Below are 20,752 nucleotides of genomic sequence, written 5' to 3' on the forward strand. Positions count from 1 at the left end.
ATGACCCAAGCACAACCGATCAAAGTTGCGATCCTCGCCATGGGCGGCGAGGGCGGCGGCGTGCTGGCCGACTGGATCGTCGACCTGGGCGAGGCCAACGGCTACGTGGCGCAGACCACCTCGGTGCCGGGTGTGGCCCAGCGCACTGGCGCCACCATCTACTACGTGGAGCTCTACCCGCTCGCCCAGGCGGAGGCCGACGGCGGCCGGCCGGTGCTGGCGCTGATGCCGCTGCCTGGCGACGTGGACGTGGTGCTCGCCTCCGAGCTCATGGAAGCCGGCCGCGCGGTGCAGCGCGGCCTGGTCACGGCCGACCGCACCACGCTGATCGCCTCCACCCACCGCGTCTATTCGATCGCCGAGAAGAGCGCGATGGGCGACGGCCGCGTCGACAGCGGCGAGCTGCTCGCCCATGCCGGCCGCGCGGCGAAGCGCTTCATCCGCTTCGACATGGCGCGTTCGGCCGAAGCGGCCGGCAGCGTGATCAGCGCGGTGATGTTCGGTGCGCTGGCCGGCGCCGGCGTGCTGCCCTTCAGCCGCGCGCAGTTCGAGGCGACCATCGAGCGCGGCGGCGTGGGCGTCAAGCCCAGCCTCAAGGCCTTCGATGCCGCCTTCTCGCGCGCCCAGGCTGGCACCGCCGACGAGCCCGCCGTTGCCGCGCCCATCGCCGCGCCGCAGCCGCGCCATCCGGCCGTGCGCGCCCTGGTCGAGCGCGTCCAGCGCGAGTTCGCGCCGGCGCTGCAGGGCGTGCTGCTCGAGGGCGTGCGCCGCCTCATCGACTACCAGGACCCGGACTACGCCGCCCTCTACCTGGACCGCATGGCTGCCGTCGCCGCGCTGCCGCAGGCCGGCGAGCACCGTCTGCAGCACGAGACCGCGCGTCACCTGGCGTTGTGGATGTCCTACGAGGACACGGCCCGCGTCGCCGCCCTCAAGACCCGCGCCACCCGCTTCGAGCGCGTGCGCGGCGAGGCCGGCGTGCAGGACGATCAGCTGCTCGCCATCCACGAGTACATGCATCCCCGGCTGCAGGAGATCTGCGAAACCCTGCCCGGCGGCATCGGCCGCTGGCTGATGAACTCCGGCGCGCCGCGCCGGCTGGTGGAACGCATGACCCGCAAGGGCCGCGTGATCCGCACCAGCTCGCTGCGCGGCTACCTGATGCTGCGCATGGTGTCCTCGGCCAGGCGCTGGCGCCGCAGCACCACCCGCTATGCCGACGAGAACCGCCGCATCGAGGAATGGCTGCAGCGCATCGCCCAGACCGCGGCGCAGCATCCGGAGTTGGCGGTCGAGCTTGCCCAGTGCCAGCGCCTGGTCAAGGGCTACAGCGACACCCACGAGCGCGGCCTGCGCAACTACGACACCCTGATGGCCGCCTTCCAGCGCGCCGGCACCCGCATCGCGCCGGCCACGCTGCGCGAACTGCGCGATGCCGCACTGGCCGACGAGCACGGCCACCAGCTGCGCGCGGCGCTGACGCGCCATGCTCTGGCCTGACTGAGAAACGGGAGACACGAAGGATGACCGCCACCCTGCAACTGCGCGTCGCCGAGGCGCACCAGCTCAACCCGCTGATCCGCCAGTTCCGCCTGCGCGCCGACGACGGCCGCGCGCTGCCCGGCTTCGCCGCCGGCGCGCACATCCGCATCCAGGTCGAGCTGCCCGGCGGCGGCAAGGACTGGCGGCACTACTCGCTCATCAATTTCGCCACCGCGCGCAACGCGACCGTGGCGCCCACCGAGTACGTGATCGCGGTGCGCAAGGAGGACGATGGCCGCGGCGGCTCGCGCTTCATGCACGAGCGGCTGCAGCAGGGCGACGAGGTCACCATTGAGCTGCCGAAGAACGACTTTCCCCTGCACACCGGCCCCGGCGGCACCGTGCTGCTGGCGGGTGGCATCGGCATCACGCCGCTGACCAGCATGGCCGCGCGCCGCCGCGCCGAGGGCGAGCGGGTGCGCCTGCACTACGCCGGCCGCAGCCGTGACCTGATGGCCTTTCTGCCCGAGCTGCAAGCGCTGCTGGCGGACGACCTGCGCGTGCATGCAGACGCGGAGGCCGGCGGCCCGCTGGACATCGACGGCGTACTGGACGCAGTGCCGGCCGGCGACCGGCTCTACGTCTGCGGCCCGAAGGTCATGCTCGACGCCGTGCTGGCCCGCACCCAGGCCCGCGGCTGGGAGCACGACCGCGTGCATTTCGAGCTCTTCACCGAGGCCGTCGTCGAAGAGGGCGACCAGGCCTTCGAAGTCGAGCTCGCGCAATCGGGCCAGCGCTTTACCGTGCCGGCGAATCAGAGCATCCTCGACTGCCTGATCGAGCATGGCTGCGACCCGATGTTCGACTGCAAGCGCGGCGAATGCGGCGTGTGCACGACGGCGGTGCTGGAAGGCGAGATCGACCACCGCGACTACGTGCTGAGCGCGCGCGAGAAGGCCGAGGGCAACGTCATGCAGATCTGCATCTCGCGCGCCAAGGGGGCACGCCTGGTGCTGGACATCTGAAGGAGAGCGACACGATGACTTCCTACAGAGGCAACCCCGACGCGGTGCGCGCCCTGGTGCAGAACGACCGCGTGCACCGCGACCTCTACATCAGCCAGGAGCTGTTCGAGCTGGAGCAGGAACACTTCTTCGCCAACACCTGGAACTACGTCGGCCACGAGAGCCAGATCCCCAAGCCGGGCGACTACCTGAGTGAGCAGGTCGCCGGCCGGCCGCTGATCGTGGTGCGCCACACCGACGGCACGGTGCGCGCGATGATGAACCGCTGCGCCCACAAGGGCTCGCGCCTGGTGAGCGCGCCCTGCGGCAACACCGGCAAATTCTTCCGCTGCCCCTACCACGCCTGGACCTTCAAGACCGACGGCTCGCTGCTCGCGATCCCGCTGAAGAACGGCTACGAGGGCACGCAGCTGCACGAGTGCGAGGCGTCCAAGGGACTCACCACCCTCCCGAACGTGCGCAGCTACCGCGGCTTCATCTTCGTCAAGATCAACGACGCAGGCCCCGGCTTCGAGGACTACTTCGGCGACTCGCTCAGCTCCATCGACAACATGGCCGACCGCTCGCCCGAGGGCGAGCTGGAGATCGCCGGCGGCTGCCTGCGCTTCATGCACCAGTGCAACTGGAAGATGTTCGTCGAGAACCTCAACGACACCATGCACCCCATGGTGGCGCACGAGTCCTCCGCCGGCACCGCCAAGCGCATGTGGGCCGACAAGCCGGCCGATGCGCCCAAGCCGATGGCGGTCGAGCAGTTCGCGCCCTTCATGTCGGACTACAAGTTCTTCGACGACATGGGCATCCGGACCTACGACAACGGCCACAGCTTCACCGGCGTCAATTTCAGCATCCACAGCGCCTACTCGGCCATCCCGGCCTATGACCAGGCAATGAAGGCGCGCTACGGCGAGGAGCGCAGCGCGCAGATCCTCGGCATGGCGCGGCACAACACCGTCTACTACCCCAATCTCACGATCAAGGGCGCGATCCAGGCGATCCGCGTGGTCAAGCCCATCTCCGCCGACAGGACGCTGATCGAGAGCTGGACCTTCCGCCTCAAGGGCGCGCCGCCCGAGCTGCTGCAGCGCACCGCCATGTACAACCGGCTCATCAACTCGCCCTTCTCGGTGGTGGGTCACGACGACCTGCAGGCCTACCGCGGCATCCAGGCCGGCCTGCATGCCACCGGCAACGAGTGGGTGAGCCTGCACCGCAACTACGATCCGGCGGAACTGAAGGGCGGCGAGATCACCACCGGTGGCACCAACGAGCTGCCCATGCGCAACCAGTACAGGTCGTGGGCGCGCTACATGACGGAGACCATGTGATGAGCCTCACCCGCCAGGACCTCATCGACTTCGTGGTGCAGGAGTCGCGCCTGCTCGATGCCAAGCGCTACGAGGAATGGAACGCGCTCTTCACCGACGACGCCTTCTACTGGGTGCCGGCCGCGCCGGACCAGGCGGACGGCATCAACCACTGCTCGCACATGTACGAGGACAAGCTGCTGCGCGAGCTGCGCATCGAGCGCCTGAAGAGCCCGCGCGCCTTCTCGCAGCAGCCGCCCAGCCGCTGCCACCATCTCCTGCAGACGCCCACCGTCGAGCAGTTCGACGACGCCGCCAACGCCTTCGTCGTGCGCACCGAGTTCCACTACACCGAGTCGCAGGGCGACGAGCTGCAGTTCTACGTGGGCACCTTCTTCCATCACCTGACGCAGGTGGACGGCGCGCTGCGCATCACGCTCAAGCGCGTCGACCTGCTCAACTGCGACGCGGCGCTGCCGGCGGTCCAACTCTTCATCTGACCCCCATGCCGCACCGCACCGTCCATCAATGCTTCAGCGCGACGGCGGCACGCACGCCTGACGCGGAGTTCCTGTTCACCGAGTCGGTGACGGCCAAGGCCTATGGCATTGCGCCCGGCGCGATCCGCTGGGGCGAGGCCGCAGCGCAGATCGAGCGCCTGCGCCAGGCCTACTCGGCCGCGGGCTACGGCCATGGCCACCGCGTCGGCCTGCTGCTGGAGAACCGGCCGGCCTTCCTCCTGCACTGGCTCGCGCTCAACGCCCTGGGCGTGAGCGTGGTGCCGATCAATGCCGAGATGCGCTCGGCCGAGCTGGTCTACCTGATCGGCCACAGCGAGATCGCGCTGGCCGTGACCCTGCCCGAGCGTGCTGCCGACCTGCGCGCCGCGGCGGCGCAGGCCGGCATCGCCTTCGAGACGATGGGACCGGACGATGCAGTGCCAACGGCGCAGACGCCAGCACCGCGCGCGCAGGAAGCGATCGGCCTCGACACCGAATGCGCGCTGCTCTACACCTCCGGCACAACCGGCCGGCCCAAGGGCTGCATCCTGGGCAACGACTACTTCCTGCGTGCCGGCGCGTGGTATGCCGCGCTCGACGGCGTCTGCGGCATCCGGCCCGATGCGGAGCGCGTGATCACGCCGCTGCCGCTGAACCACATGAACGCCATGGCCTTCTCCACCATGGTGGTGCTGACGGCCGGCGGCTGCCTGGTGCAGCTGGACCGCTTCCACCCGAAGAGCTGGCTGGCCAGCGCACGCGAGAGCCGCGCGACCATCGTCCACTACCTGGGCGTGATGCCCGCGATGCTGCTGGTCGCGCCCGAGTCTGGCGCCGATCGCGACCACGCGATCCGCTGGGGCTTCGGCGCCGGCGTGGACCGCAAGAACCACGCGCCCTTCGAGTCGCGCTTCGGCTTCCCGCTGGTCGAGGCCTGGGCCATGACCGAGACCGGCGCCGGCGCCTGCATCATGGCTCACCGCGAGCCGCGGCAGGTGGGCACCAGCTGCTTCGGCCGCGCGCAGGACTACGTCGAAGTGCGCCTGGTGGACGACGAGGGGCGCGAGGTGGCGGCCGATCAGCCGGGCGAGCTGCTGGTGCGCTCGGCCGGCACGGATCCGCGGCGCTATTTCTTCTCGGGCTACCTGAAGGACGAGGAAGCGACGCGCGAGGCCTGGGCCGATGGCTGGTTCCACACCGGCGACCTGGTGCGCCGCGATGCCGACGGCAACTTCTTCTTCGTCGACCGCAAGAAGAACGTGATCCGCCGCAGCGGCGAGAACATCTCGGCCGTGGAGGTGGAAAGCGTGCTCAACCAGCATCCGGCCGTGAAGGCCTCCGCCGTCGCCGCCACGCCCGACGCGGTGCGCGGCGACGAGGTGCTGGCCTGCATCGTGCTGCGCGAGGACGCCGACGCTTCCGACCGCACACGCGCCGCCGCGAGCATCGTCGAGCATGCGCTGGCCCAACTGGCCTACTACAAGGCGCCGGGCTACGTTGCCTTCGTCGATGCGCTGCCGCTGACGCCCTCGCAGAAGATCCAGCGCGGCCAGCTGCGCGAGCTGGCCCATGCGCTGCCGGGACAGGCCCATTGCATCGACACGCGGTCGATGAAGAAGAGGCAGCCATGACGAGGTCGTCGCGCCAGTCCTACGAAGGCGTCGCGGTCGCGGTGCCGGTGACCGTGCCCTACGTGCGCTATTCGACGCACAGCGCCCACTGGTTCATCGGCCAGGCCGTCGAGGCGCTGGTCAAGGCCAGCGGCGTCGCGAAGGAAGAGATCGATGGCCTGAGCCTCAGCAGCTTCTCGCTGGCGCCCGATACCGCCGTCGGCGTGACGCAGCACCTGGGCCTGAGCCCACGCTGGCTGGACCATGTGCCCACCGGCGGCGCTTCGGGCGTCATGTGCCTGCGCCGCGCGGCGCGCGCCGTGCAGGCCGGCGATGCCGACATCGTGGCCTGCGTGGGCGCCGACACCAACCATGTCGACTCCTTCCGCCTGACGCTCGGCAGCTTCAGCAACTTCGCGCGCGATGCGAGCTACCCCTACGGGTCCGGCGGGCCGAACTCCATCTTCGCGATGATCACTGCCAACTACATGCGGACCTTCGGCGCGAAGCGCGAAGACTTCGGCCGCATCGCGGTGGACCAGCGCACCAACGCGCTCGGCAATCCGAACGCGATGTTCAAGAAGCCGCTCACGCTCGACGAGTACATGGGCGCGCGGCCGATCTCCGACCCCATCCACCTGTTCGACTGCGTGATGCCCTGCGCGGGTGCCGAGGCCTTCCTCGTGATGAGCGAGGCGCGTGCCCGCGACCTGGGCCTGCCCCATGCCGTGATCCGCGGCGCCATCGAGCGCCACAACGCCTACGCAGAGGACCCGGTGATGGTGCGCGGCGGCTGGCGCAAGGACCGTGACGATCTCTATGCGCAGGCGGGCGTGAAGCCCGCCGAGCTCGACTTCGTCCAGACCTATGACGACTACCCGGTGATCGTGATGATGCATTTCGAAGACCTGGGCTTCTGCGAGAAGGGCGAGGGGCCGGACTTCGTGCGCGCGCACACCATGACCTTCGACGGCAGCTTTCCCAACAACACCAGCGGCGGCCAGCTCTCGGCGGGGCAGGCCGGCGCGGCGGGCGGATTCCTCGGCATGGTGGAGGCGATCCGCCAGCTCACGGACCAGGCCGGCGCGCGCACCGTGCCCGATGCGAAGCTGGGCCTGGTCGCCGGCTTCGGCATGGTGACCTACGACCGCTGCCTGTGCACTGGCGCCGTGATCCTGGGGAGACCGGAATGACGATGCCCCTGATGCGCCCCAAGCGCAAGAACCCGGTCCTGCGCACCCGGCAGATGAACCTGCCGCCGGGCTCCCGCGGCCGCGTCGCGCTGGGCATGACCGCGGCCGCCGCCGAAGGCCGCTTCGAACTGCAGACCTGCAAGGACTGCGGCACCGTGCAGTACCCGCCGCGCGAGGCCTGCCACAAGTGCCTGTCGCCGCGCCTGCATTGGCGCGAACAGACCGGCGAGGGCGAGCTGCTCGCCACCACCACCCTGCACCACAGCAACGACCTGTTCTTCCGCGAGCGCCTGCCCTGGCGGCTGGGCCTGGTGCACCTGGACAGCGGCCCGACGCTGATGGTGCACCTGCATGGCGAGGTCGGCGATGCGCCCGCGCCCGTCCGGGTGGGCGCACGCCTCGACCGCGCCGGACAGGCGGTATTGATCGGATTCCCGAAGGAAGGAAGTGCCCATATGGCCGACGACAAGATGCTGCGCGAGATGACCAGCGACCCCAAGTTCCGCAAGGCCCTGGTGACCGACGGCAAGACCGAGGTCGGGCAGGCCATCGTGCGTGCCCTGGTGAAGGCCGGTGCCGACATCGTCTGGGTCGGCCACGCCGAGCCCTGGAAGAAGCTCGGCGGCCTGGAGGACATCACCGCCCTGCCGCAGGTGACGCTGGTGCCACTGGACCTGACCAACGGCCGCTCCGTCACCGAGCTGGCCGGCGAGATCGGCGGCAAGGTGGACATCGTGATCAACAACGCCGAGGTGCACCGCGCCTTCGGCATAGGCGCGCGCCGCGGCACCGACGTGGCCAAGGCCGAGATGGACATCAACTACTTCGGCTTCCTGCGCCTGGCGCAGGAGTTCGGCCCGGCGCTCAAGGGCCGTTCTGCCGACGGCGTGACCGGCGCGACCGCGTGGGTCAACCTGCTGTCGATCTATGCACTGGCCAACTACCCGCCGCACGGCACCTTCAGCGCCTCCAAGGCGGCGGCCTACTCGCTCGCGCAATGCCTGCGCGCGGAGATGCGGCCGGCTGGCATCCGCGTGGTCAACGTGTTTCCGGGCCCGATCGACGACGAATGGAACCAGCACCAGCCGCCGCCCAAGCTGGCGCCTTCCGCGCTGGCCAATGCGATCGTGAAGGCGCTGCGCGACGGCGTGGAGGACGTGTATCCCGGCGACGTGGCGCAGGAGTGGCTGGAGCGCTGGCGCGACAACCCCAAGGTCCTGGAGCGCGAGCTCGCAGCTGGAGGCTGAAGACGATGACGACGACAACCGAACTGATGTCCACCGCCGAGATCCTCGGCGGCCTGGTGGGCGCGATGGCCAGCGGCCGCATCCGCGTGGTCGACCTCACGCAGACGCTCACGCCCGAGTTCCCTCAGATCGCGCTGCCGCCCGAGATGGGACAGTGCTGGCCCTTCCGCATCGAGGAAGTGTCGAAGTACGACGAGCGCGGGCCCGGCTGGTACTGGAACAACTTCTCCTGCGGCGAGCACACCGGCACGCACTTCGACGCGCCGATCCACTGGATCTCCGGCCGCGACCTGCCCAACAACTCGGTCGACACGATCCCCGTGCAGCACTTCGTCGCGCCGGCTTGCGTGATCGACTGCTCCGAGCAGGTGAAGGCCGATCCCGACTATCTGATGACGGTGGAAGACATCGAGCGCTTCGAGGCAAAGCACGGCCGCATCCCCAAGGGCGCGTGGGTGCTGATGCGCACCGACTGGTCCCAGCGCACCGACCCCGAGGCCTACCAGAACTTCGATGAGACCGGCCAGCACACGCCCGGCCCGAGTTCCGAGGCCGTGCGCTTCCTGGTCGAGCAGCGCGACGTGCTGGGCTTCGGCTCCGAGGCCATCGGCACCGATGCCGGCCAGGGCTACCACCTGCGGCCGCCCTATCCCTGCCACTACTTCATGCACGGGGCCGGCCGCTACGGCCTGCAGTGCCTGAGCAACCTGGATCTGCTGCCGCCCACTGGCGCGGTGCTGATCTGTCCGCCCCTGAAGATCGAGAAGGGCAGCGGCAGCCCGCTGCGGGTGCTCGCCCTGGTCGGAGTGCAGCCATGAACCTCACGCATCCCGTGGCCGCCGTCACCGGCGGCAGCGCCGGCATCGGCAAGGCGATCTGCGCGGACCTGCTCGCGCAGGGCTACGAAGTGGTGTCGCTGGCGCGGCGCCGCTGCGAGATCGACCATCCCAAGCTCCACAGTATCGAAGTCGACCTGATGGACCGCGCCGCCACGGCCGAGGCCGCGCAGGAGATGGCCAAGCGCTTCGAGGTGCGCACGCTGGTGCACAACGCCGGCGTGATCCGCCCGGCGCTGTTGGCCGATGTGAAGCTGGATGACCTCGACGCGCTGGTCGATCTTCACCTGGGCTGCGCCATCCAGCTGGTGCAGGCGGCCCTGCCTGCGATGCGGGCCGAGTGCTTCGGCCGCATCGTGCTGCTGTCCTCGCGCGCCGCGGTGGGGTTGGCCACGCGCACCATCTACTCGGCCACCAAGGCCGGCATGCTGGGCATGGCGCGCACCTGGGCGCTGGAGCTCGCGCCCCAGGGCATCACCGTGAACGTGGTGGCGCCCGGGCCCATCCGTACCGACATGTTTCACGAGGTGGTGGAGGCGGGCAGCGACAAGGAGCGCCAGCTCGCCGCGTCGGTGCCGGTCAAGCGCCTGGGCGAGGCGGCCGACGTGGCACGGGCCGTGCGCTTCTTTGCAGATCCGGCCAACAGCTTCGTCACGGGGCAGGTGCTGTACGTGTGCGGCGGCACCAGCGTGGGCAGTCTCGCGCTGTAGCGGTGCATCGGTGTGCATCGCGCCCGAGACACAGGAAAACCCTCTCGTTGTTTCCCTTGTCTTCGCCGCCTTGCCCCGCTAATATTGTTTAGACCTAAACATTTCATAAATCATGTTCATCGTCCGCCCGAGGACCCCGATCAACCAAGGAGCATCGTCATGAAAGTCACGACCCGGATCCGTGCCCTCGCGGGCATCGCCTTCGCCCTGAGCGCCGCGGGCGCCGCGTGGGCGGCCGACTACAAGGTCGGCTTCATCACCTCGCTGTCGGGGCCGGTGTCCTCGCTGGGCATCCCCTACGAGAAGGGCATGAAGGCCGCGCTGTCCTACAAGTCGGAGCTGAACGGCCGCAAGATCCAACTGGTCCAGCTCGACGACGCCTCCGATCCGTCCACCGCCGCGCGCAACGCACGCAAGATGATCGACGAGGACAAGGTCGACGTGATCATCGGCACCGCCGGCTCGCCCGGTGCGCTGGCCATCGCCGCGGTGGCGCGCGAAACCAAGACGCCGCTGATCTCCATCGCCAACGCCAACCTGCCCGGCGAGGAGGGCTCGTGGATGGTCACGCTCCCGCAGCCCGCGCCGCTGATGCTCAGCGCGGTGGTCGAGCAGATGAAGAAGTCCGGTGTGAAGACGGTGGGCTACATCGGCTTCTCCGACGCCTGGGGCGACCTGGTCTACGACGCGCTGACCAAGAGCGCGCCGGCCGCCGGCATCAAGGTGGTGAGCAACGAGCGCTATGCGCGTGCCGACGCCTCGGTCACCGGCCAGGTGCTGAAGATTGTGGCGCTCAAGCCCGATGCGGTGATCACCGGCACCTCGGGCACGCCGGGCGCGCTGCCCTACCTCGCGCTGCAGGAGCGCGGCTACAAGGGCCAGATCTACGGCATGCACGCGCTGATCAATCCCGACTTCGTGCGCGTTGGTGGCAACGCGGTCGAAGGCCTGCTGGCGCCCACGGGGCCGGTGATCGTGGCCGAGCAGCTGCCCGATTCGAACCCCATCCGCAAGACCTCGATGGACTTCCGCGCCGCCTACCAGAAGGCCAACGGCGCCGCGCCCACCGACGCCTTCTCGGCCTACACCTTCGACGCCTGGCTGCTGTTCCTCGACGCCGCCCAGCGCACCAAGGCCGAGCCGGGCACGCCCGCCTTCCGCGCGGCCCTGCGCGACTCGATCGTCAGCACCAAGGAGCTGGTGGGCACGCACAGCGTCTACAACTTCAAGCCGACCGACCGCTATGGCTCGGACGACCGTTCGCGCGTCGTCGTCAAGCTCGAAAAAGGCCAGTGGAAGCTGGTCCCCTGAAAGCAAAGCTCGCCCCCAGGCTTGCTCACTTCGTGTAGCCGCCAACCCCCTCACCGGGGGCAACACCAGCGGCCCGGCAAAGCCGGTTCCGCGGTGTTCCCCGAATGGCCCTGACCTATTGGAACAATGAGATGAAACGAACGCTCCTCCAGCTTGTCGGCCTCACGGCCATCGCCTTTGCAGCAGCCCAGGCCACCGCGGCCGACCTGAAGATCGGCTTCATCAGCTCGCTCTCGGGCCCGGTCTCGGCGCTCGGCATTCCCTACGAGAAGGGCATCCGCGCCGCGATCGCCGAGCATCCGCAGCTGGCCGGCCGCAAGGTCGAACTGATCGTGCTCGACGATGCCTCCGACCCGACCACTGCCGGGCGCAATGCCCGCAAGCTGGTGGTGGAGGACAAGGTGGACGTGCTGATCGGCAGCTCCGGCGTGCCCAACGCCATGGCCATCGCCGCCGTGGCGCGCGAGACCAACACGCCGCTGATCTCGCCCACGCCGGTCACCATTCCCGGCCCCGAGGGCGCGTGGACCGTGACCGTCTCGCAGCCCTTCCCGCTGATGGTGGCCGGCGTCGTCGAGCGCATGAAGACGTCGGGCGTGAAGACGGTCGCCTTCATCGGCTTCTCCGACGCGCTGGGCGACCTGGCCTACGACTCGCTGGTCAAGAGCGCGGAGCCGGCCGGCATCAAGGTCGTGGCCAACGAGCGCTATGCGCGCACCGATTCGTCGGTCGCGGGGCAGGTGCTGAAGATCATCTCGGCCCGGCCCGACGCGGTCTTTGCCGGCAACTCCGGAACGCCCGGCGCGCTGCCCTACCTGGGCCTGGCCGAGCGCGGCTACAAAGGCCGGATCTATGGCACGCACGGCCTGATCAACGCCGACTTCGTGCGCGTGGGCGGCGCCTCGATCGAGGGCCTGCAGGTGCCCAGCGGTCCGGTGCTGGTGGCCGACCAGCTGCCGGCCGACAACCCGATCAAGAAGGTGTCGATGAACTTCCGCGGCGCCTACCAGAAGGTGCACGGCGCGGTGCCCACCGATGCCTTCTCCTCCTACACCTACGACGCCTACCTGCTGCTGGCCGATGCGGCCTCGCGCACCAAGGGCGAGCCCGGCACGCCGGCCTACCGCACCGCGCTGCGCGATGCGATCGTGAGCACCAAGGAGCTGGTGGGCACGCACGGCGTCTACAACTTCAAGCCGGACAACCGCTACGGGTCGGACCAGCGCGCCGTGGTGGTGGTGCGCATGGAAAAGGGCCAGTGGAAGCTGGTGCCCTAGCAAGCGACTCACCGAGCGCGCCTTCGTCATCATGAGCCGCTACCGCGACCATCCCGACGCCATCCGCGCGCTGGTCCAGGAAGACCGCGTGCATCGCGACCTGTACCTGAGCGACGAGCTGTTCGCGCTGGAGCAGGAGCGCTTCTTCGCCGGCACCTGGCTCTACGTGGGCCACGCAAGCCAGGTGCCCAATCCGGGCGACTACTGGTCGCTCGAGCTGGCGGGCCGGCCGGTGATGATGGTGCGCCAGGCCGACGGCGCGGTGCGGGTGCTCTACAACCGCTGCGCCCACAAGGGCAGCCGGCTGGTCAGCGACGAGAGCGGCAACGTGGGCAAGTTCTTCCGCTGCCCCTACCACGCCTGGACCTACAAGCTCGACGGCGCGCCGCTCGCGCTGCCGCTCAAGGCCGGCTACGAAGGCACGCGGCTGAAGGAATGCGAGTCGGGCCAGGGCCTGGTCGAGCTGAAGAACACGGCCCTCTACCGTGACTTCGTGTTCGTGCGCCTCGCGGAGCAGGGGCCGGGCTTCGAGGAGTACTTCGGCGAGGTGCTGGGCGCGATCGACAACATGGTCGACCGCTCGCCCGAGGGCAAGCTCACGGTCGGCGGCGGGGTGCTGCGCAATGTCATCCATTGCAACTGGAAGATGTATCTGGAGAACATCAACGACACGGTGCATCCGATGTCCACCCACGAGTCGGCCACGCAGGCGGCGAACGGGCTGTGGCAGGGCCGCGCGCCGGACGAGCCCAAGCCGATGGCGATGGAGCAGATCCTGCCCTTCGGCGCCGGCTACGAGTTCTTCGACAAGATGGGCGGGCGCGTGTTCGCCAACGGCCACAGCGTGCTGGGCGTCAACTTCAGCATCCACTCCAACTACGCGCAGCTGCCCGACTACGAGGCGGCGATGCGCGAGGCGCACGGCGCCGAGCGCGCCATCGCGATCCTGCAGCGCTCGCCGCAGAACTCGGTGCTCTTCCCGAGCCTCTCGGTGAAGGGCTCGCCCCAGGCGATCCGCGTGATCCGCCCGCTGGCGGCCAACCGCACGCTGATCGAGGCCTGGAGCTTCCGCGCGGCCGGCGCGCCCGATCTCCTGTTCGAACGCGCGATGACCTACAACCGCCTGGTCTTCTCGCCCATGTCGGTGGTGGCGCACGACGACGTGCACCTGTTCGAGAGCATGCAGCGCGGGCTGGCGGCCGAGGGCAACGAGTGGGTGAGCCTGCACCGCAACTTCGATCCGGCCGAGCTGTCGCAGGACACGATCACCACCAACGGCACCAACGAGCTGCTGATGCGCAACCAGTTCCGCGCGTGGGCGAAGTTCATGACGGAGCCCGGCCCATGAGCGATGCGATCGACTTCGTCGTCGCCGAGGCCGCGCTGCTCGATGCGGGGCGCTTCGACGACTGGCTCGCGCTCTTCGCCGAGGATGGCCGCTACTGGATTCCCTTGCTGGGTGCGGCCCAGGCCGATCCGCAGTCGCACAACTCGCTCGCATACGAAGACCGCCTGCTTCTGCAATTGCGCATCGACCGCCTGAAGAACCCGCGGGCCCACTCGCAGCATCCGAAGAGCCATTGCCAGCATGTGCTGCAGCGCCCGGTGGTAGAGCGCGAGGGTGAGGCCGAAGTCGACCTGGCCACGCCCTTCGTCTACGTCGAATCGCGCGGCGAGGACCAGTTGCTGCTCGCCGGCACCTGCCGCCACCGCCTGATGCGCAGCGGCGAACGCTTCCTGATCCGCCAGAAGCGCGTCGACCTGCTCAACGCCGGCCGTGCGCTGCCGGCCATCCAGTTGTTCATCTGACCCATTCCACTTCCAGGAGCCACGACATGACGAAGAGCTTGATGCAGACCCTGGCGCGCAGCGCCCTGGCCGCGGCCGTTGCCGCCGGATTCGCGGTGACCGCGCTGGCGGCCGATCTGAAGGTGGGGCTGAGCGTCTCGCTCTCCGGCCCCAACTCCTCGCTGGGCGTGCCCTATGCCAAGGGCATGCAGGCCGCGCTGGCCTACAAGGGCGATGTCAACGGCCGCAAGATCCAGCTGATCGTGCTCGACGACGGCTCCGATCCCACCACCGCCGGCCGCAACGCGCGCAAGCTGGTGGACGAGGAGAAGGTGGACATCCTGATGGGCACCTCCGGCGTCCCCGCCGCCATCGCGATGGCGCAGGTGGGCCGCGATGCCAAGGTGCCGATGATCGGCCTCACGCCGATCCAGCTCGACCCGGCGGAGAACGGCTGGGTCTTCACCGTCGCCCAGCCCACGCAGCTGATGATCGACGCGGTGGTCGAGCGCATGAAGAAGGACGGCATCAAGACCGTCGGCTACATCGGCTTCTCCGACGCCTGGGGCGACCTGGTCTACAACGCGCTGATGAAGTCGGCGCCGGCGGCCGGCATCAAGGTGCTGGGCAACGAGCGCTATGCACGCGCCGATGCCTCCGTCACCGGCCAGGTGCTGAAGCTGCTCGCGCTGAAGCCTGACGCGGTGATGACCGGCGGTGCCGGCACGCCCGGCGCGCTGCCCTTCCTGGCCTTGCAGGAGCGCGGCTTCAAGGGGCCGGTGTACGGGCAGCACGGCCTGATCAATCCCGACTTCGTGCGCGTGGTCGGTGCAGCCGGGCAGGGCGCGCTGATGCCGACCGGCCCGGTGATCGTGGCCGAGCAGCTGCCGGCCGACTATCCGACCAAGAAGATCGCGATGGACTTCCGCGCTGCCTTCCAGAAGGTCAACAACGCGCCCACCAGCGATGCCTTCTCGGCCTATTCTTTCGACGGCTGGCTGGTCTTCCTCAATGCGGCGGCGCGCGCCAAGGGCGAGCCCGGCACACCCGAGTTCCGGCAATCGCTGCGCGACGCGATCGCCAGCACCAAGGAAGTGGTGGGCACGCACGGCGTCTACAACTTCAAGCCCGGCGATCTCTATGGCGTGGACGAACGTGCCCGCGTCATCGTGAAGCTGGAGAACGGCCAGTGGAAGCTGGCCAACTGAGGCCGCGCTGGCGGCAATCCCACGGGAACTGAGCGGAGGAATTCTTCATGACACCGGACGTGGCACTAATCCTGGGCATCGACGGCCTGGCGAACGGCGCTGTTTATCTTCTGGCCGGGCTGGGACTGGTGCTGATCTTCTCGGTCACGCGCGTGGTCTTCGTGCCCTTCGGCGATGTCGCGGCCTTCGCGGCGTTGACGCTGGCCGCCTTCGAGACCGGCCGCGTGCCGCCGACCATCGGCCTGGTGATGGTGCTCACGCTGCTGGCGCTGCTGACCGAGATCGGCAGTCTGCTGCGGCGCGGCGAGACCGCGCGCATCCCCAAGGCCCTGCTGGGCTGGGGCGTGCTGCCGCTCGTGCCCTGCCTGCTGGCGTGGCTGGCCAGCCGCCCCGGCGTGCCGGCCCCCGTGCACATCGCCACCGCGGTGCTGCTGGTGGTGCCGATTGCGCCGCTGCTGGCCCGCGTGGTGTTCCAGCCGATCGCCGATGCCTCGGTGCTGGTGCTGCTGATCGTCTCGCTGGCGCTGCACTTCCTGCTGTCGGGCCTGGGCTTGCTGTTCTTCGGCCCCGAGGGCTCGCGCACGCAGCCGCTGGCCAGCGGCTCGCTGCCGCTGGGCGACGGCTTCACGGTGAGCGGGCAGGTGATCCTGATGGTGAGCGCGGCGATCGTGCTGAGCGGCCTGTTCTTCCTGGTCTTCGAACGCACGGTGGCCGGCAAGGCGCTGCGTGCCACCGCCGTCAACCGCGTCGGCGCGCGGCTGGTCGGCATCCGGCCGGCGCGCACGGCGCTCTTGGCCTACGGCTGCGCCTCGCTGCTCGCGGGACTGATCGGCGTGCTGATCGCGCCGGTCACCACCATGTACTACGACTCCGGCTTCATCATCGGCCTCAAGGCCTTCGTGGCGGCCATCATCGGCGGGCTGGTCAGCTACCCGATGACGGCCATCGGCGCGCTGGCGGTCGGCGTGGTCGAGAGCTTCGCCTCCTTCTGGAGCGGGGCGTTGAAGGATGTGATCGTCTTCAGTCTGCTGATCCCGGTGCTGATGCTGCGCTCGTTCATGAGCGTGCATTCGGAAGAGGAAGAAGAGGAGGTGGACCAATGAGCGCCGCACCCACACCCGGCGTGTTCGCCGAGTCGGCGGCGCCGGCCGTCGCACCTGCCCGCCGCGGGTCCAGGCGCCTGCTCTGGATCGGTCTGCTGGTCGTCGTGCTGGCGCTGGTGCCGCTCCTGGCCGGCAACTTCACCGTCTCGCTGCTCAACGACATCGGCATCGGCGCGCTGGTCGCGCTGGGGCTGGTGCTGCTGACCGGCATCGGCGGCGCCACCTCCTTCGGGCAGGCGGCCTTCGTCGGCATCGCGGCCTATGCGACGGCCTGGCTCAGCACCACCCAAGGCTTCTCGCCGTGGATCGGCCTGTTCTTCGCGCTGGCGCTGACGGGCCTGTCGGCGCTTGCCATCGGGCTGCTGACGCTGCGCCTGGGTGGGCACTTCCTGCCGCTGTCCACCATCGCCTGGGGGCTGTCGATCGCGATGCTGTTCGGCAACGTCGACGCGCTGGGGCGCCATACCGGCCTGTCGAACATCCCGCCACTCACCATCGGCGGACTGTCGCTGGCCGATCCGCGCGCGATCTTCTACCTGATCTGGGCCTTGGTCGGCCTGGCACTCCTGTTCAGCCACAACCTGCTGCAGTCGCGGCCGGGCCGCGCGATCCGCAGCCTGCGCGGCGGTGCGATCCTGCTGGCCAGCGTGGGCGAGGATGCCTACCGCGTGCGGCTCACGCTGTTCGTGACGGCGGCGCTGTTCGCCGGGCTCGCCGGCTGGCTCTATGCGCACATGAACCGCTTCGTCAGCCCCTCGCCCTTCGACGTGCGCGCCAGCATCGAGTACCTGCTGATGGCGGTGGCCGGCGGGCTCGGCAACCTCGCGGGCGCGCTGGTCGGCTCGGCGCTGGTGCTGATCCTCAAGAACGGCCTGCAGGACGTGCTGCCCCTGCTGACCCAGCGCGCCGGCCAGCTCGAGGCGGTGGCCTTCGCGGTGCTCTTCATCCTGCTGCTGCACTTCGCGCGCGGCGGCGTGATGGGCTTCGTGCGGCGCTTCACCCGCGGCCGTGTCGCGCCCCCGCCGCGCGAGCTGGCGATGCCGGCCGAGCCGCTGCCGCACCGCACGCTGCCCGAGCGTGGCACGCCGATCCTGTCGGTGACCGGCGCGGTCAAGCGCTTCGGCGGGCTGGTGGCCGTCAACGACGTCAGCTTCGAGGTCAAGGCCGGCGAGATCATGGGCCTGATCGGCCCCAACGGCGCCGGCAAGTCCACCATGTTCAACCTGCTGACCTGCACGCTGCCGATGACGGCCGGCCAGGTGCGCTTCCTCGGCCACGACATCGCCGGCATGCCGCAGCGCAAGGTGGCGCGGCTGGGGCTGGCGCGCACCTTCCAGCACGTGAAACTGCGGCCGCACATGACGCTGCTGGACAACGTGGCGCTGGGCGCGCATTCGCGCACCACCTCGGGCGTGCTGAAGGCGGGCCTCAGGCTGGACCGCGCCGAGGAGCGCCAGATCCTGCAGGAGGCCCAGCGCCAGCTCGACCGCATCGGCCTGGGCGATCGCGCGCACGAGCTCGCGGGCAGCCTGCCGCTGGGCACCCAACGCATCCTGGAGATCGCGCGCGCGCTGGCCGCCGACCCGGTGCTGCTGGTGCTCGACGAGCCTGCCGCAGGCCTGCGGCGCAAGGAGAAGATGGCCCTGGGCGACCTGCTGCGCAAGCTGCGCGAGGAGGGCGTGACCATCCTGATCGTCGAGCACGACATGGACTTCGTGATGAAACTGGTGGATCGCTTGGTGGTGATGAACTTCGGATCCAAGCTGGTCGAGGGCGTGCCCTCGGCGGTGCGGGCGGACGAGCGCGTGCAGGCCGCGTACCTGGGGAGCGTGGTATGACGGCGATGCTGGAGATCGGCGACCTGCACGTCTCGTATGGGCAGGTCGACGCCGTGCGCGGCGTCTCGCTCAACCTGGAGCATGGCCAGATCATCTCGGTCATCGGTCCCAATGGCGCCGGCAAGACCACGCTGCTTGCAGCCGCCATGGGCCTGCTGCCCTGCAAGGGCACGCTGCGCTTCGAGGGCGAGGACCTGCATGGCCTGGACGTGGAGGCGCGCGTGGAGCGCGGCCTGTGCCTGGTGCCGGAGAAGCGCGAGCTCTTCGGCGAGCTCAGCGTGCTCGACAACCTGCAGCTCGGCGCCTTCGGCAGCAAGCTGCGCAGCGATGCCCTGAAGAAGCGCCTGCAGTCGGTCTACGACCGCTTCCCGCGCCTGGCGGAACGCCGTGCCCAGCGCGCCGACACGCTCTCGGGCGGCGAGCGCCAGATGCTGGCGGTGGGCCGCGCGCTGATGTCCGCGCCACGCCTGCTGATGCTGGACGAGCCCAGCCTGGGCCTGGCGCCGCTGATCGTGCGCGACATCCTCGCCATCGTGCGCAAGCTGCGCGAGGACGGTGTCTCGATCCTGCTGGTGGAGCAGAACGCGCGTGCTGCGCTGGAAAGCTCGGACCACGGCTACGTGCTGGAGACCGGCGAGATCGCGCTCACCGGCGCCTCGCAGGAACTGGCCAGCGATCCGCGCGTGCAGGCCACCTACCTCGGCGGGGGCACGCACGATGACGACTGAGCGCCAGGCGAGCCCGCTGCCGCCGGCGCAGCGCACGCTGCCCGCGATGCTGGCGCGCCAGGCCGAGCGCTTCGGGGCGCGGCCGCTGCTGCGCATCGCGGGGCGGTCTTGGACGCATGCCGATGCGCGGCAGGCCGCGGCCGGTCGTGCCGCGGCGCTGGCCCGGGCCGGCGTGCAGCGCGGCGACCGGGTCGCGGTGATGAGCGGCAACCGCATCGAGTTCCTGGAAGTCTTCCTGGGCTGCGGCTGGCTGGGCGCGGCGACAGTGCCCATCAACACCGCCTCGATGGGGCCGCAGATCGCCTACTTCCTGCGCAACAGCGAGGCGAAGCTGCTGGTGATCGAGGATGCCTTCCTCGAGCGGCTGCAGGCGGCCGATCTCTCCGGCACGGGGCTGCGCGAGATCTGGGTGCTGGATGGCGCGGCAGGCACGATCGCGGAGGTGCGCGCGGTGCCGTATCCCGCGCCGGGCGAGGCGCTGCCGCCGGCCGCGGTGCAGCCCGGCGATCCCATCGCCATGCTCTACACCTCCGGCACCACCGGCCCGGCCAAGGGCGTTGTGTGCCCGCATGCGCAGTACTACTGGTGGGGCGTCAACAGCGCCGACGTGCTGGGCGTGGGCGCGGACGACGTGCTGTGCACGACGCTGCCGCTGTTCCACATCAATGCGCTCAACACCTTCGCGCAGGCCGCGGTCACGGGTTGCGAAGTGGTCTTCGAGTCGCGCTTCTCGGCCTCCGGCTTCTGGGCCTCGATGCGGGCCTCGGGCGCGACGGTGGTCTACCTGCTGGGTGCGATGGTGCCCATCCTGCTGGCGCAGCCCGAGGGGCCGGGCGAGCGCGACCATCGCGTGCGTGTCGGCCTCGGGCCCGGTGTGCCGGAGTCGGCGGGCCGTGCCTTCCTGGCGCGCACCGGCGTGCGGCTGCTGGAAGGCTACGGCTCCACCGAGACCAACTTCGCCATCGCGACCGCGCCCGATTCGCCGCGCGGTGGCGTCATGGGCTGGCTGCGCCCGGGCTTCCAGGCGCGCGTGGCGGACGAGGACGACGCCGCGCTGCCCGACGGCGAGGCGGGCGAGCTGCTGCTGCGCGCCGACGAGCCCCATGCCTTCGCGAGCGGCTACTTCAACATGCCCGAGAAGACGGTGGAGGCCTGGCGCAACCTGTGGTTCCACACCGGCGACCGGGTGGTGCGCGACGCGGACGGGGCCTTCCGCTTCGTCGACCGCATCAAGGATGCGATCCGTCGCCGCGGCGAGAACATTTCGTCCTTCGAGGTGGAACAGGTGCTGCTGAGTCATCCCGCGGTGGCCGCCTGTGCGGTCTATCCGGTGCGCTCCGAGCTGGCCGAGGACGAGGTGATGACCGCGCTGGTGATGCGCGAGGGCCAGCGGGTGGAGCCGGCGGAGCTGCTCGCCTTCTGCGAGAGCCGGTTGCCCTATTTCGCGCTGCCGCGCTATGTGGACGTGCTGGACGACCTGCCGCGCACCGAGAACGGCAAGGTGCAGAAATACAAGCTGCGCGAGCGCGGCGTGACCACACTCACCTGGGACCGCGGGCCGGGCGGGCGGTCGCCGGCCCAGGGCTGAG

18 protein-coding genes are annotated in these 20,752 nt (G+C 69.6%); all 18 read left to right on the forward strand.

Annotated features, from left to right (window positions below):
* The 18 genes from A8M77_RS29450 to A8M77_RS29535 all read left to right on the forward strand — a co-directional run bounded on the left by A8M77_RS29450 (window position 1) and on the right by A8M77_RS29535 (window position 20,751).
* Window positions 1-1,500 (forward strand): indolepyruvate oxidoreductase subunit beta family protein, encoded by a 1,500-nt coding sequence (locus tag A8M77_RS29450; RefSeq protein WP_086925021.1) that lies wholly within the window; start codon window positions 1-3, stop codon window positions 1,498-1,500.
* Between the two features lie 23 nt (window positions 1,501-1,523).
* The gene (locus tag A8M77_RS29455) at window positions 1,524-2,507 is read left to right on the forward strand and encodes a PDR/VanB family oxidoreductase (protein WP_086925022.1); all 984 of its coding nucleotides are present in this window, start codon (window positions 1,524-1,526) and stop codon (window positions 2,505-2,507) included.
* 14 nt (window positions 2,508-2,521) lie between these two features.
* Window positions 2,522-3,835 (forward strand): aromatic ring-hydroxylating dioxygenase subunit alpha, encoded by a 1,314-nt coding sequence (locus tag A8M77_RS29460; RefSeq protein ID WP_086925023.1) that lies wholly within the window; start codon window positions 2,522-2,524, stop codon window positions 3,833-3,835.
* Window positions 3,835-4,314 (forward strand): aromatic-ring-hydroxylating dioxygenase subunit beta, encoded by a 480-nt coding sequence (locus A8M77_RS29465; RefSeq protein WP_086925024.1) that lies wholly within the window; start codon window positions 3,835-3,837, stop codon window positions 4,312-4,314. Before A8M77_RS29460 ends, A8M77_RS29465 begins: the two co-directional genes overlap by 1 nt.
* Window positions 4,315-4,319: 5 nt before the next feature.
* Entirely contained in the window at window positions 4,320-5,945 is a 1,626-nt protein-coding gene (locus tag A8M77_RS29470) for an AMP-binding protein (protein WP_086925025.1), read from the forward strand.
* Window positions 5,942-7,117 (forward strand): thiolase family protein, encoded by a 1,176-nt coding sequence (locus A8M77_RS29475; protein ID WP_086925026.1) that lies wholly within the window; start codon window positions 5,942-5,944, stop codon window positions 7,115-7,117. Before A8M77_RS29470 ends, A8M77_RS29475 begins: the two co-directional genes overlap by 4 nt.
* Entirely contained in the window at window positions 7,114-8,364 is a 1,251-nt protein-coding gene (locus tag A8M77_RS29480) for an SDR family NAD(P)-dependent oxidoreductase (protein WP_086925027.1), read from the forward strand. Before A8M77_RS29475 ends, A8M77_RS29480 begins: the two co-directional genes overlap by 4 nt.
* Before the next feature lie 5 nt (window positions 8,365-8,369).
* Window positions 8,370-9,182 carry a cyclase family protein gene (locus A8M77_RS29485; RefSeq protein ID WP_086925028.1) on the forward strand — a complete coding sequence of 271 codons (813 nt, stop codon included), beginning with the start codon at window positions 8,370-8,372 and terminating at the stop codon, window positions 9,180-9,182.
* Window positions 9,179-9,910, forward strand: coding sequence for an SDR family NAD(P)-dependent oxidoreductase (locus A8M77_RS29490; RefSeq protein WP_086925029.1), 732 nt, complete (start codon window positions 9,179-9,181; stop codon window positions 9,908-9,910). The genes A8M77_RS29485 and A8M77_RS29490 overlap by 4 nt, the downstream gene beginning before the upstream one ends.
* 159 nt (window positions 9,911-10,069) lie before the next feature.
* Window positions 10,070-11,221: an ABC transporter substrate-binding protein gene (locus A8M77_RS29495; protein WP_086925030.1), complete on the forward strand. Its 1,152-nt coding sequence runs from the start codon at window positions 10,070-10,072 to the stop codon at window positions 11,219-11,221.
* 131 nt (window positions 11,222-11,352) lie between these two features.
* Window positions 11,353-12,498, forward strand: coding sequence for an ABC transporter substrate-binding protein (locus A8M77_RS29500; RefSeq protein WP_086925051.1), 1,146 nt, complete (start codon window positions 11,353-11,355; stop codon window positions 12,496-12,498).
* 31 nt (window positions 12,499-12,529) lie between these two features.
* Complete coding sequence (locus tag A8M77_RS29505) at window positions 12,530-13,846, forward strand: aromatic ring-hydroxylating dioxygenase subunit alpha (protein WP_086925031.1); 1,317 nt, start codon at window positions 12,530-12,532, stop codon at window positions 13,844-13,846.
* The gene (locus A8M77_RS29510; protein ID WP_086925032.1) at window positions 13,843-14,307 is read left to right on the forward strand and encodes an aromatic-ring-hydroxylating dioxygenase subunit beta; all 465 of its coding nucleotides are present in this window, start codon (window positions 13,843-13,845) and stop codon (window positions 14,305-14,307) included. The genes A8M77_RS29505 and A8M77_RS29510 overlap by 4 nt, the downstream gene beginning before the upstream one ends.
* A 26-nt stretch (window positions 14,308-14,333) precedes the next feature.
* Window positions 14,334-15,494 carry an ABC transporter substrate-binding protein gene (locus tag A8M77_RS29515; protein ID WP_086925033.1) on the forward strand — a complete coding sequence of 387 codons (1,161 nt, stop codon included), beginning with the start codon at window positions 14,334-14,336 and terminating at the stop codon, window positions 15,492-15,494.
* Between the two features lie 47 nt (window positions 15,495-15,541).
* Window positions 15,542-16,597 (forward strand): branched-chain amino acid ABC transporter permease, encoded by a 1,056-nt coding sequence (locus A8M77_RS29520; protein ID WP_086925034.1) that lies wholly within the window; start codon window positions 15,542-15,544, stop codon window positions 16,595-16,597.
* Window positions 16,594-18,435 (forward strand): branched-chain amino acid ABC transporter ATP-binding protein/permease, encoded by a 1,842-nt coding sequence (locus A8M77_RS29525; protein WP_086925035.1) that lies wholly within the window; start codon window positions 16,594-16,596, stop codon window positions 18,433-18,435. The genes A8M77_RS29520 and A8M77_RS29525 overlap by 4 nt, the downstream gene beginning before the upstream one ends.
* The gene (locus tag A8M77_RS29530; RefSeq protein WP_086925036.1) at window positions 18,432-19,163 is read left to right on the forward strand and encodes an ABC transporter ATP-binding protein; all 732 of its coding nucleotides are present in this window, start codon (window positions 18,432-18,434) and stop codon (window positions 19,161-19,163) included. The genes A8M77_RS29525 and A8M77_RS29530 overlap by 4 nt, the downstream gene beginning before the upstream one ends.
* The gene (locus A8M77_RS29535; protein ID WP_086925037.1) at window positions 19,153-20,751 is read left to right on the forward strand and encodes an ATP-dependent acyl-CoA ligase; all 1,599 of its coding nucleotides are present in this window, start codon (window positions 19,153-19,155) and stop codon (window positions 20,749-20,751) included. The genes A8M77_RS29530 and A8M77_RS29535 overlap by 11 nt, the downstream gene beginning before the upstream one ends.
* Window position 20,752: the final 1 nt, after the last annotated feature.

Origin of the sequence: Variovorax sp. JS1663 (genome assembly GCF_002157355.1) — a bacterium.
Taxonomy (GTDB): Bacteria; Pseudomonadota; Gammaproteobacteria; order Burkholderiales; family Burkholderiaceae_C; genus Variovorax.

What these genes read in the sequence shown, in the direction of transcription:
- A8M77_RS29475 (WP_086925026.1), top strand. Translation starts at nt 5,942, where the DNA reads ATGACGAGGTCGTCGCGCCAGTCCTACGAAGGCGTCGCGGTCGCGGTG.
- A8M77_RS29460 (WP_086925023.1), top strand. Translation starts at nt 2,522, where the DNA reads ATGACTTCCTACAGAGGCAACCCCGACGCGGTGCGCGCCCTGGTGCAG.
- A8M77_RS29525 (WP_086925035.1), top strand. Translation starts at nt 16,594, where the DNA reads ATGAGCGCCGCACCCACACCCGGCGTGTTCGCCGAGTCGGCGGCGCCG.
- A8M77_RS29500 (WP_086925051.1), top strand. Translation starts at nt 11,353, where the DNA reads ATGAAACGAACGCTCCTCCAGCTTGTCGGCCTCACGGCCATCGCCTTT.
- A8M77_RS29510 (WP_086925032.1), top strand. Translation starts at nt 13,843, where the DNA reads ATGAGCGATGCGATCGACTTCGTCGTCGCCGAGGCCGCGCTGCTCGAT.
- A8M77_RS29450 (WP_086925021.1), top strand. Translation starts at nt 1, where the DNA reads ATGACCCAAGCACAACCGATCAAAGTTGCGATCCTCGCCATGGGCGGC.
- A8M77_RS29505 (WP_086925031.1), top strand. Translation starts at nt 12,530, where the DNA reads ATGAGCCGCTACCGCGACCATCCCGACGCCATCCGCGCGCTGGTCCAG.
- A8M77_RS29470 (WP_086925025.1), top strand. Translation starts at nt 4,320, where the DNA reads ATGCCGCACCGCACCGTCCATCAATGCTTCAGCGCGACGGCGGCACGC.
- A8M77_RS29455 (WP_086925022.1), top strand. Translation starts at nt 1,524, where the DNA reads ATGACCGCCACCCTGCAACTGCGCGTCGCCGAGGCGCACCAGCTCAAC.
- A8M77_RS29535 (WP_086925037.1), top strand. Translation starts at nt 19,153, where the DNA reads ATGACGACTGAGCGCCAGGCGAGCCCGCTGCCGCCGGCGCAGCGCACG.
- A8M77_RS29515 (WP_086925033.1), top strand. Translation starts at nt 14,334, where the DNA reads ATGACGAAGAGCTTGATGCAGACCCTGGCGCGCAGCGCCCTGGCCGCG.
- A8M77_RS29465 (WP_086925024.1), top strand. Translation starts at nt 3,835, where the DNA reads ATGAGCCTCACCCGCCAGGACCTCATCGACTTCGTGGTGCAGGAGTCG.
- A8M77_RS29530 (WP_086925036.1), top strand. Translation starts at nt 18,432, where the DNA reads ATGACGGCGATGCTGGAGATCGGCGACCTGCACGTCTCGTATGGGCAG.
- A8M77_RS29490 (WP_086925029.1), top strand. Translation starts at nt 9,179, where the DNA reads ATGAACCTCACGCATCCCGTGGCCGCCGTCACCGGCGGCAGCGCCGGC.
- A8M77_RS29495 (WP_086925030.1), top strand. Translation starts at nt 10,070, where the DNA reads ATGAAAGTCACGACCCGGATCCGTGCCCTCGCGGGCATCGCCTTCGCC.
- A8M77_RS29485 (WP_086925028.1), top strand. Translation starts at nt 8,370, where the DNA reads ATGACGACGACAACCGAACTGATGTCCACCGCCGAGATCCTCGGCGGC.
- A8M77_RS29520 (WP_086925034.1), top strand. Translation starts at nt 15,542, where the DNA reads ATGACACCGGACGTGGCACTAATCCTGGGCATCGACGGCCTGGCGAAC.
- A8M77_RS29480 (WP_086925027.1), top strand. Translation starts at nt 7,114, where the DNA reads ATGACGATGCCCCTGATGCGCCCCAAGCGCAAGAACCCGGTCCTGCGC.